11 protein-coding genes are annotated in these 11,393 nt (G+C 36.7%); 10 read left to right on the top strand and 1 reads right to left on the bottom strand.

Annotated elements, in window-relative coordinates; genetic code table 11:
• The 7 genes from VTHSUH11_RS07725 to VTHSUH11_RS07695 all read left to right on the top strand — a co-directional run bounded on the left by VTHSUH11_RS07725 (window position 1) and on the right by VTHSUH11_RS07695 (window position 7,538).
• A complete protein-coding gene (locus VTHSUH11_RS07725) occupies window positions 1-1,203 on the top strand; it encodes a bifunctional 3,4-dihydroxy-2-butanone-4-phosphate synthase/GTP cyclohydrolase II (RefSeq protein ID WP_105093234.1) in 1,203 nt (400 codons plus the stop codon).
• 54 nt (window positions 1,204-1,257) lie between these two features.
• On the top strand, window positions 1,258-1,719 hold the full coding sequence (ribH, locus tag VTHSUH11_RS07720; RefSeq protein WP_105093233.1) for a 6,7-dimethyl-8-ribityllumazine synthase: 462 nt from the start codon (window positions 1,258-1,260) through the stop codon (window positions 1,717-1,719).
• Between the two features lie 197 nt (window positions 1,720-1,916).
• Window positions 1,917-2,795, top strand: a complete 879-nt coding sequence (hslO, locus tag VTHSUH11_RS07715) for an Hsp33 family molecular chaperone HslO (RefSeq protein ID WP_105093232.1) — start codon at window positions 1,917-1,919, stop codon at window positions 2,793-2,795.
• Window positions 2,796-2,945: 150 nt separating this feature from the next.
• On the top strand, window positions 2,946-3,740 hold the full coding sequence (gene mtnP / locus VTHSUH11_RS07710) for an S-methyl-5'-thioadenosine phosphorylase (RefSeq protein ID WP_105093231.1): 795 nt from the start codon (window positions 2,946-2,948) through the stop codon (window positions 3,738-3,740).
• Between the two features lie 43 nt (window positions 3,741-3,783).
• The gene (mtnA, locus tag VTHSUH11_RS07705; protein WP_105093230.1) at window positions 3,784-4,842 is read left to right on the top strand and encodes an S-methyl-5-thioribose-1-phosphate isomerase; all 1,059 of its coding nucleotides are present in this window, start codon (window positions 3,784-3,786) and stop codon (window positions 4,840-4,842) included.
• A gap of 97 nt (window positions 4,843-4,939) precedes the next feature.
• Window positions 4,940-6,184, top strand: coding sequence for an adenosylhomocysteinase (locus VTHSUH11_RS07700; RefSeq protein ID WP_105093229.1), 1,245 nt, complete (start codon window positions 4,940-4,942; stop codon window positions 6,182-6,184).
• 70 nt (window positions 6,185-6,254) lie between these two features.
• Window positions 6,255-7,538 carry an amidohydrolase gene (locus tag VTHSUH11_RS07695; RefSeq protein ID WP_105093228.1) on the top strand — a complete coding sequence of 428 codons (1,284 nt, stop codon included), beginning with the start codon at window positions 6,255-6,257 and terminating at the stop codon, window positions 7,536-7,538.
• A gap of 227 nt (window positions 7,539-7,765) precedes the next feature.
• Here the strand turns inward: VTHSUH11_RS07695 and VTHSUH11_RS07690 are convergent, their stop codons facing one another.
• Entirely contained in the window at window positions 7,766-8,518 is a 753-nt protein-coding gene (locus VTHSUH11_RS07690) for a class I SAM-dependent methyltransferase (RefSeq protein WP_105093227.1), read from the bottom strand.
• A 124-nt stretch (window positions 8,519-8,642) separates the two neighbouring features.
• Here VTHSUH11_RS07690 and VTHSUH11_RS07685 point away from each other — a divergent pair, with 124 nt between their 5' ends.
• From VTHSUH11_RS07685 to VTHSUH11_RS07675, 3 genes are all read left to right on the top strand, one after another.
• Window positions 8,643-9,578: a DUF1848 domain-containing protein gene (locus VTHSUH11_RS07685; protein WP_105093226.1), complete on the top strand. Its 936-nt coding sequence runs from the start codon at window positions 8,643-8,645 to the stop codon at window positions 9,576-9,578.
• Between the two features lie 115 nt (window positions 9,579-9,693).
• Window positions 9,694-10,584, top strand: a complete 891-nt coding sequence (locus VTHSUH11_RS07680; RefSeq protein WP_105093225.1) for an HAD family hydrolase — start codon at window positions 9,694-9,696, stop codon at window positions 10,582-10,584.
• Window positions 10,585-10,593: 9 nt separating this feature from the next.
• On the top strand, window positions 10,594-11,343 hold the full coding sequence (locus VTHSUH11_RS07675) for a DUF4241 domain-containing protein (protein ID WP_105093224.1): 750 nt from the start codon (window positions 10,594-10,596) through the stop codon (window positions 11,341-11,343).
• Window positions 11,344-11,393: the final 50 nt, after the last annotated feature.

Here is an 11,393-nt window from a genome sequence, read left to right as displayed (position 1 = left end):
ATGAATTATACATTAAACACCATTGAAGAAGTTCTTCAAGATATGAAAATTGGCAAACCTGTTATCATTGTTGATGATGAAAGTCGCGAAAACGAAGGTGATTTAATCATTGCTGCAGAATTTGCTAATCAAGAAAACATTAATTTCTTTGTTAAATATGCTCGTGGTATCGTATGTACACCGATGAAACGTGAGGATTTAGAGCGTCTTGGCATCCCTGTAATGGTTACTAAGAATACGGATAACCATGAAACAGCCTTTACTGTTACCGTTGACCATGTAGATACCACAACAGGTGTATCCCCAGCAGAACGAGCTTACACAATTCAACAATTATTGGATCCAAATGCAAAACCTGTAGATTTCCGCCGCCCTGGTCACGTATTCCCATTAGTATATAAAGAAGGTGGCGTTCTTGTGCGCCAAGGTCATACAGAGGCATCCGTAGATCTCTGTCGTCTTGCAGGTCTGAAAGAGGCTGCTGTTATTTGTGAAATTACTAAAGATGATGGCGACATGGCACGTTTACCGGATTTGGTAGAATTCGCCAAGGAACATGATTTAAAAATCGCTTCTGTTGCGGAACTTATTGAATATCGTAAACAGCATGAAGATATGGTTGAATTAGGGGCTTGTTCTAAATTGCCTACTAAATTTGGTGACTTTAATATTTTCGTATTTAAAAATGACTTAGATTATAAAGAACATTTAGCTATTGTTAAAGGCGATGTACAAGATTGTGATGATGTACTTGTACGTATCCACTCTGAATGTTTAACTGGTGATGTGTTTGGATCTAAACGCTGCGATTGTGGTGAACAATTAGATCATGCATTGCGGGCCATCGAAAAAGAAGGAAAAGGCGTTGTAGTCTATATGCGTCAAGAAGGTCGTGGTATTGGCTTAACCAATAAAATTAAAGCCTATGCATTACAAGAACAAGGTCTTGATACCGTAGAAGCTAATGAACAACTAGGTTTCCCTGCAGATATGCGCGAATATTCATTAGCAGCTCAAATTATTCGATTCTTAGGCATCAAGAGTATTCGTTTATTAACGAATAATCCTGAAAAACGTCACGGTTTAGAGCATTGGGGTGTTGATGTACACAATCGTGTACCCCTCATTATTGCGGCTAATAAATTTAATGCAGGTTATTTAAAAACAAAAGAAGAAAAAATGGGTCATATGTTAGAAGACTAAATTTTCTTTCCTGATTTAATATATACACAGTAAACTTTCATAGGAGGCTATAACATGATGGTTCAAGAAGGTAATTTGGTTGGTACTGGTAAGAAATTTGCTATTATTGGTTCTCGTTTTAATGAGTTCATTACATCTAAATTGATTGGTGGCGCAGAAGATTGTTTGTTGCGTCATGATGTTAAACAAGAGGATATCACAGTAATTTGGGTTCCTGGTGCATATGAAATTCCTTTAATTGCTAAAAAAGTAGCTTTATCAGGTCGTTATGATGCAGTAATCTGCGTAGGTGCAGTTATTCGCGGTGCCACTACACATTATGATTATGTTTGTAATGAAGTAGCTAAAGGTATTGCTCATGTTTCTTTAGAAACAGGTATTCCCGTTATGTTTGGTGTAGTAACAACTGAAAATATTGAACAAGCTATTGAACGTGCTGGCACTAAAGCGGGTAATAAAGGTTACGATTGTGCTATGGGTGCAATCGAAATGGTTAACCTTATTGATCAAATCTAACAGTTGCATAATAAACACTCAGTATCTTATGGTACTGAGTGTTTTTATTACATCGAAAATATGTTCTTTTGATATAACAAATAGCTAGACGAACATATATTCTCTATAATTGAAAAATGTAAATATATCATGATATACTATATACCAGTATTGAAAGTATGATTTTAATTAAATAAGTATAAATAAGGAATGATAGCATGGATTATATAAAACGTTTTACTACCCGAGAAGGTGTACGTATGTCTATTGCTGTTACAACAGATACAGTTGAAACAGCGCGTGTACGTCATGATTTATGGCCTGTAGCAACAGCTGCATTAGGTCGTGCTATGACAGGTGCTATATTACTAGCAGGTGATTTTAAAAACCATGAAAATGTAAGTCTTCGTATTAAAGGTGATGGTCCACTAGGTGTTGTACATGTAGATGCATTTTCCGATAATACAGTTCGTGGCTATGTAGATGAGCCACATGTGGATGTACCTTTAAAGCATGCTGGCAAACTTGATGTGGGCGCTGCCGTTGGTCATAATGGTGAAGTACAAGTTACGCGTTTTACCCAATTGGCACAAGATTATACATCTACAAGTCCAATTCAAAGTGGTGAAGTAGCAGAGGATTTAGCGTATTATCTCTACACATCTGAACAGGTGCCATCTACTATTAGTTTAGGTGTTCTTGTATATCCTGATTATCATACTGTTGTAGCTGGTGGATTTATCGTACAAGCATTACCAGATGCTACCGATGAAGCCTTAGCTATGGTGGAAACGAACATCAATGAGTTGGGTCCTGTTACAGAATATTTAAAGGCTTATCCAGATGGTAAGGGCCTAGTAGAAAAGGTGTTAGATGGCCTTACCGTTAATGAAGTGTATAATGAGCCTATATCTTTCAAATGTCGATGTAGCCGTGATCGCTTTGCAGGTGTGCTTATGACATTACGTGAAGACGATAAAAAAGCACTTCTTGAGGATGAAACGACAGAGCTCGTATGTCATTATTGCAATGAGAAATATCATTTTTCAAGAGAAGAATTAGAAGATATGTTTGCGCCTAAAGGTTTAATTCAATAAGATTTATCTAAATATTTATGATTGATAGATAAAATGACTATAATTAGTTAATTATCTATAAAATATACAGGTTATAGGCTTTTTCCTATAGCCTGTTTTCTTATTATATGAGAAAATATATTAATAGAGTATTTTTAATAGGAGGCAACTATGAGTGCAATCGGTGTTATTGGTGGAACTGGTGTATATGATCCGTCCATCTTTGAAAACATTCATGAAGAATCTTTGATGACTCCTTATGGAGAAATTGATTATGTACAAGGTACATATAAAGGTAAAACTGTAATTTTCGTGGCTCGTCATGGTAAAGACCATACGATTCCTCCACATAAAATTAATTATCGTGCCAATATTTGGGGATTAAAAAAACTAGGTGTTAAATTTATTATTTCTACAACTGCTGTAGGATCTTTAAATAAGAAATTCGAGCCTAGTCATTTTGTATTGACCGACCAATTTCTTGATTTTACAAAAAATCGCATTACTACATTCTATGAAGGTGGCGATCGTCCAGTAGCACATTTGGACGTAACAAATCCATATTGTCCTGAACTTCGAGAAATCATCGAAACTGTTGGTAAAGAACATAATTTATCCATTCATAATGGTGGTACTTATGTATGTACGGAAGGCCCTCGTTTTGAAACACCTGCAGAAATTAAGATGTTCCATATGCTCGGTGGGGATACTGTGGGGATGACGAATGTACCGGAGGTTAATCTTGCCAACGAAGCAGAGATGGCGTATACCACAATTTCAATGATTACTAATTACGCTGCTGGCATTTCTGAAAACGCTCTTACTCATGGTGAAGTGGTAGAAATGATGGGAGAAATGGCATCTCAATTGAAAGCTCTCATTTTAGGAACCATAGAAGCTATTGATATAGCTGCTGACTATGCAGCACATCATCGTATGGCTGAGTATGGTGGGTTTAAATTGTAAGAGATTCTATCAATTTTGATATGACAATATTGAGGGAGGTCTCATGAAAAATATTGAATGGTGTAATGATGCACTCGTTTTATTAGATCAAACAAAACTGCCCACACAGGTTGAATATATTCATTGCACCGATTGGCGACAAGTTGCAGAGGCTATCAAGATGCTTCGCGTACGTGGGGCGCCTGCCATCGGTGTAGCTGCTGGTTATGGTCTCATTTTAGCTGCTAATGAAGCGAATAGGTTAGAAGCTCCTTTTTCTGAACAAATTTCAGCTTTCTATGAGTGGAGTGAAGAGTTAAAAGAAACTCGTCCAACAGCTATTAATTTGGCCTGGGCTGTTAATCGCGTTATGGCTATTGTCAAAGCCGGTCAATTTGACGCTATGAATGAAGTGGTGGACCGCATCACAAAAGAGGCTATCGCTATTCATAAAGAGGATGTAGAACTCAATACACGAATGGCAATTAATGGAGCAACGTTGTTTGTAGGTAAGAAACATTTACGCATTTTAACACATTGTAATGCTGGTGCATTGGCAACAGGTGGATTAGGTACTGCACTAGGTGTGATTCGTAAATTACATGAACAAGGCCAATTGGAAATGGTTTACGCCGATGAAACACGTCCATTATTGCAAGGTGCTCGTTTGACAGCCTTTGAACTTCATGAGGATGGAATTCCTGTTACCTTAGAAACGGACAATATGGCCGCTTATGCGATGCAACAAGGCTTAATCGATGCCATTATTGTCGGTGCGGACCGCATCACAACACAGGGTGATGTAGCTAATAAAATTGGTACCTATGGATTAGCAGTGCTTGCAAAATTCCATAATATTCCATTTTATGTAGCTGCGCCTTACAGTACATTTGATTTTACTCTTAAACATGGTAAGGATATACCTATTGAAATGCGTACTGATGATGAAGTATTAGCTTTCCAAGGCGTGCCATCTGCACCTACAGGCATTCATGTATTAAATCCTGCTTTTGATATAACACCTCATGATTTGGTTACGGCCATCATTACGGAGGAGGGTGTATTGACACCTGATTATCAAGAGTCCATTGCTCGTTTACAATCTGTTGTTGAAGCTAAATAGCTTTCATAATGGATTTATATAGAACTTAATGATTTTGAAAGAAAGTTCTTTCATCAACATGTATATAATCTATTAATTTATAAATGAAGGAGTACGTATGCAATCCTTAATTAAAGATATTAATCTAGCTGCGGAAGGTCGCAAAAAAATTGACTGGGTTTCTAATTTTATGCCTACATTGAATGGCCTAGGTGACCGTTTTGAAAAAGAACAAACTTTCAAAGGTCAAACCATCGTTGTATCTGTTCACTTAGAAGCAAAAACAGCCTATCTAGCAACTGTATTACAACGAGGCGGTGCTGATGTTATTGTTACAGGTTCTAATCCGCTTTCCACACAAGATGATGTGGCGGCTGGCTTAGTAGATATGGGTATTACTGTATATGCATGGTATGATTGTACAGATGAAGAATACTTTATGTTCCTCCATAAAGCATTAGATCATAAACCTCATATCATCATTGATGATGGTGGGGACCTTGTAAACTTACTACACACTACACGACAAGATGCTAAAGAACGTTTATTAGGTGGTAGCGAAGAAACCACAACAGGTGTACATCGACTTTATGCATTAGAACATGCAAATCAATTGACATTCCCTATGATTGCTGTTAATGATTCCAACTGTAAATACTTATTTGATAATCGCTATGGCACTGGTCAATCTGTATGGGATGGCATCATGCGTACTACTAACCTTACTGTCACAGGTAAAAATGTCGTAGTTGCTGGTTATGGTTGGTGTGGTAAAGGCGTTGCTATGCGTGCAAAAGGCCTTGGTGCACATGTATATGTAACAGAGGTGGATCCTATTAAAGCTATCGAAGCTGTATTTGATGGTTTCAAAGTATTACCAATGGTAGAGGCTGCTAAAATTGGTGATATCTTCTGTACAGTAACAGGTTGTAAAGATGTTATCGTGAAAGAACATTACGAAGTAATGAAAGATAAAGCTGTCCTTTGTAATGCAGGTCATTTCGATTGTGAAGTTAACGTACAGGATTTAGAAAACTTAGCAGTAAGCCATGAGCGTGTGCGTCAAAATATTGAAGGTTATACAATGGCTGATGGCCGTAAATTGTATGTATTGGCTGAAGGACGCCTTGTAAACTTAGCAGCAGGCGATGGTCATCCTGCTGAAATTATGGACTTGTCCTTTGCTATGCAAGCATTGGCTGCAGAACATATTTTACATAATGGTAAAAATATGGAGCCAAAGGTATTCGTATTACCTCAAGAATTAGATGCAGAGATTGCAAAGCTTAAATTAAACTCCATGGGGTATGATCTTGATGCGTTAACACAAGATCAAATCGATTACTTAACTAAGGTAAACTAATATAATCTTGAATACTAAGTGTTTTAGCCGAGTCCAGTAGGATTCGGTTATATCTATGCAAGGAGGCATAATGTCTGATTTATTAATTACCAATGTAGATGTTCTTACTGATAAAGGAACATTAACAAATCATGCTATTGAAATTGAAAATGGGTACATTACGTCCATTCTAACTGCAGAAGAAGTAAAAACTGTACAAGCTAAGGAAACGCTAGATGGAAAAGGTCAACTAGCCGCCCCTGGTCTTGTAAATACACACACTCATATTGCGATGGGCTTGTTCCGTAATTATGCAGATGATTTAGAGCTTATGGACTGGCTGGAAACTGCAATTTGGCCGACAGAGGCTAAACTAAATGATGACCTTATTAAATGGGGCACACAGCTAGGCATTGCCGAAATGCTACGTTCTGGTACGACTACATTTAGTGATATGTATTTCTTTATGGATACAACTGCTGGCGTAGTGAAAGAAACTGGTATTCGTGCCGTATTATCTCGTGGCCTTGCCGGTGTATCTCCTACAGCTGATCAAGCTCTTGTGGAAAATGCAGATTTGTTCCGTACTTATAATGGATTTGATAACGATCGTATCAAAGTTCTTTTAGGACCACACGCACCTTATACATGTCCAGATGCATATATGGAAAAGGTGATTGCTTTATCTCATGAACTAAATTGCGGTATTCATATGCACTTATCCGAAACAAAAGGAGAAGTGGAGAATGTTATTAAAGCAACAGGTAAAACACCAATTGCTCATATGCATGATTTAGGTTTGTTCTGGAATACTACCTTGGCTGCACACTGTGTGCATGTTACAGAAGAAGATATGGCAATTATGGCTGAAAATCATGTAGCCGTAGCTCATAATCCACAATCTAATTTAAAGTTAGCCAGTGGTATTGCGCCTGTTCCTGAAATGATAGCTAAAGGCATCACCGTAGGTCTAGGTACTGATGGTTCCGCATCAAACAATAATGCAGATATGCTTGAAGAAGTACGTTTGGCTGCTACACTACACAAGGCTCGACTATACAATCCTAAGGCGATTCCTGCACAAGCTGCATGGGATATGGGTACTGTAGAAGGCGCAAAAGCGCTTGGATATAAGGACTTAGGTAAAATTGCGGTAGGCCAAAGAGCAGATATCGTATTATATGATGTATCTGGTATGCATTGGATGCCTCGTTATAACGATATAGCTGCACTTGTATATTCAGCTAATAGTTCTGATGCGAATACAGTGATTGTAGCCGGCAAGGTTCTTATGAAAAATAAAGAATTATTGACTATTGATGAAGAAAAATTGCGTAGTGAAATCGGTAAGGCTCAAGCGTATTTCAGTAATTAATATATTAGTAATAACTATATCTGCAATTGATTAGCTTTTGTTGTGCGACAAATCCTAAAACAAAGTTTATAACAACCTATAACTTTGATGATTCTATTATCAAGGATAATAAGAAATAAAAGAAAACCCACTCGTGCTTTTGAGATATTTCTTTTCTTAACAACTAGTTAAGGGGAATACATCATTATTATCGAGTGGGTTTATTTTATAATGTTTTACTATAAATACTATTTTATTACTTTCACCAAGAACATAGGTACAGGAATATAAAATTCATCTTCTTCGCTGTAAATACGAGGACCTACTGTAGGATCAATTGATACAGAGCTAGCACCTAATTTAGTGAGTAATTCTTTATCCCATTGAGGGCGTGTAAAGGATGAAATTTTAAGCATATGATAAATAGTATGGCATCGTTCTTTTAAATCATCGCTTACATATTCATGAGCATGGTGAACAGATTTAGGCAACTCATGGTGATTGCGAGCGTGTTCCGCATCATAGTTGAGGATTAATCCGCCTGGACGGATGACGCGTAACCATTCAGCATAGGCCTTATCTGGATGAGGTAAATTCCAGGTTACATTGCGTGCTACAACGATATCAAAGGTATTAGCATCAAAGCTGAGATTTTCTGCATCCATAACGGAGAATGTAGCCTCACAATTAAGGGCGTCTGCCAGTTGATTTGCTTCATCAATCATATTAGGCGTAATATCGATACCATGTACAGTATGGCCAAGTTGAGAGAGAATAGTACTAAAGAAGCCCGCACCACATCCGATGTCTAAAATTCTTAAAGAGCGATCAGAATCAAAGATATGACTCGTTAATTCATCTCTCCATAATTTAAGTTTAGTGCTCTTTAATTCTTTAGCTCGTAAGGCTCCAAAATCGTGAGCCCGATCTGACCAATAGGATGTAATAAATGTTTTCTCATCCTCTTTAGGATGAATGATATGATTAAATGTATCGTTCATAGTAACTCCTTATATTTTACTGTACTTATAGTATCATACCTATAGTGGTATTCCTGTGAAATGTTTAACAAATTGGCAGTTTTAGATATAATATAATGGAATTATACAAAGAAAAGGATTTATCATGATTTTACAAACTGGACAACGTACAGACATACCTGCCTTTTATGGTCAATGGCTAATTAATCGTATAAATGAAGGTTTTGTAGATGTACGTAACCCTTATAATCCCAATCTAATTACACGGTATATGATTAATCATAATACTGTTGATGGGATAGCCTTTTGTACGAAGAATCCTCTGCCATTTATACAATATTTACCTCAAATTGCAGAGTATCGTCAATATTGGCATATGACGATCACACCTTATGGTACGGACATTGAACCTTATGTGCCTGCTTATGAGCGCATTATAGAAGGGTTCAAATTTATTAGTAATAATCTTAATCCTCAATCTGTGGTATGGCGTTACGATCCAATCATTGTTAATCACAACTATTCTGTAGATTTTCATTATGAAAGCTTTTATAAATTGGCAAAATCCTTATCCAGATATACAGATACAGTTGTAGCAAGTTATCTAGATATATACGATAAGGTATTACGAAACTTTCCTGAAGGAAAACGACCACCTAAGGATGTACAAATACGTTTGATGAAGAACTTGGTGGATATTGCGAATCAGTTTGGGATGAACTTAAAAACATGTGGTGAAGGCGATACTTTTAAATCTATTGGTGCTGATACGAGCGGTTGCCTAACCATAGATTGCTATGAACGGGCGTGGAATATAAAGTTAAAGGTGCCTAAGAAAAGACCGGCGCGACCTGAATGCAATTGTTATTTACATGGCGATATAGGGGCGTATGATACATGCAGTCATTTTTGCCGTTATTGTTATGCTAATACAAATCAGCATGCTGTACGCATCAACAGAAATAACCATGATCCTCAATCCTCATTATTGATTGGACATATAAATCCTAATGATACTATAAAAATTAGCAGCGCATCTAAATATAATATTCCCATCCAAAATAGCCTTTTTGACCCATAATTTCAGGGGTAAAAATATTATTGTAGTTTTTTCATTGAATTTGCTTGTCAATGAAGCTATTTTGGAATGTATATAGATAGAAGGATATATTTTTATTATTTAAAGGAGGTGTCTTATGATTACCTATAAAAAAGAATCTACCTTAGAATCTAATTTACCCGTTTTAGCCATATGCTATGATTTTGATAAGACCTTGTCACCGGATGATATGCAGGCACAGGGTTTTATTCAGTCTCTCAATGTAGATGTTAATGAGTTCTGGCGAGAATCCAATAAGCTTGCCAAAAATCATGATATGGATAATAACCTAGCCTATATGTACATGATGGCCACAAAATCTTATGGTAAACAATTTCTTACGAAAGAGGTATTAGCCGATTATGGTAGCAAGGTATCCTTATATAATGGCGTAAGTACATGGTTTGAACGTATTCGTCAGTACGGGTTAAAGCAGGGCGTACAAATTGAACATTACATCATATCTTCTGGTTTAAAAGAGATGATTGAAGGCACTGAAATGGCAAAAAATGGGGCTTTCAAAAAAATCTATGCCAGCGCATTTATGTTTGACGATAAAGGCGTAGCCGTATGGCCAGCACAAGCTATAAATTATACAAATAAGACACAGTTTTTGTTCCGCATACAAAAGGGTGTATTAGATATAAATGATGCCGGTGTAAATGATTACAGACGACCTGAAGAACAAAGGGTACCATTCCGTAATATGATTTATATTGGAGATAGTGATACAGATATTCCTTGCATGAGCCTAGTGAATATAAATGGTGGTCATTCTATTGGTGTATATGATCCAGATAGCAAAAATAAGGAAAAGGTGTATAAGATGATGCAACACCATCGCATTCGTTATTATGCATCGGCGGATTATACTGATGGATCTGATTTGGATACGGTAGTTAAACAAATCATTCAAAAAACGGCGGCATATGAAGCACTAGAACAACAATATGTGCGTAATAAACACGAAGCGGAAGCTTATAGATAGGAGTACTTAATGAATACCAGTCATATAACAAAGGAATGGATAGATACATTTAATCGTTTAGGCAGCGATGGCAAATTAAAGGCAACTGTTGATTACGATGCTATATTCAATTTAGATGAATTATTTGGTAAAAAACTATATACTTTGCCCATGGGACATGTTGTATTTCCTACGGGGCATATCGTAGTATGTGATCCATTAACTCACTTAGCTGCAGTAGATAATAAGAGCTATATTAGAACTGTCGAGCCAGGCACATATCCAATAGAAACAAAAGTGGCTGAACTTGATACAGATTATTATAGATATGTCCTAACAAGAGTGGTTTTTAAAGATACAAAACCTGTTCAATATGAATTGGCTCTTAAAGGGCATGAAGATCTTAGTGAATTAGATGATGGTGAAAGCTATATTGGTTTTCCTGTCGATGCTGGATTGGCAACCATAGTTGATAAAGTAACGGTAGATGCTTATAAAGAATTTGACCGCCAGTGGTATGAAAATAATCCAGATGGTAATATCTATGACGATTTTTTTGATGAATTATTTAAACTAAATGCGTTAGCAAATCCCAAATTCCAACGATCTGGTGGGGACTGGATTAATTTTAATATACCTGATACTAATCTATATGTACCTATAGTACAATCTGGTTTTGGCGATGGATTATATCCTGTATATTGGGCCTTTGATGAAGAGGGCGATATATGTCAAATTATAATAGAATTCATCAGCTGCAGTGATGAGCCTGAGAAGTAGAAAATTCTAAACAGTATCATACAATAACTAAATAGAGATATAAATAAGGC

The sequence above is a fragment of the Veillonella tobetsuensis genome (assembly GCF_002959935.1).
Lineage (GTDB): Bacteria > Bacillota > Negativicutes > Veillonellales > Veillonellaceae > Veillonella > Veillonella tobetsuensis.
The sequence above is the reverse complement of the archived record's forward strand: the minus strand, read 5'-3'. Positions and strand labels throughout refer to the sequence as shown.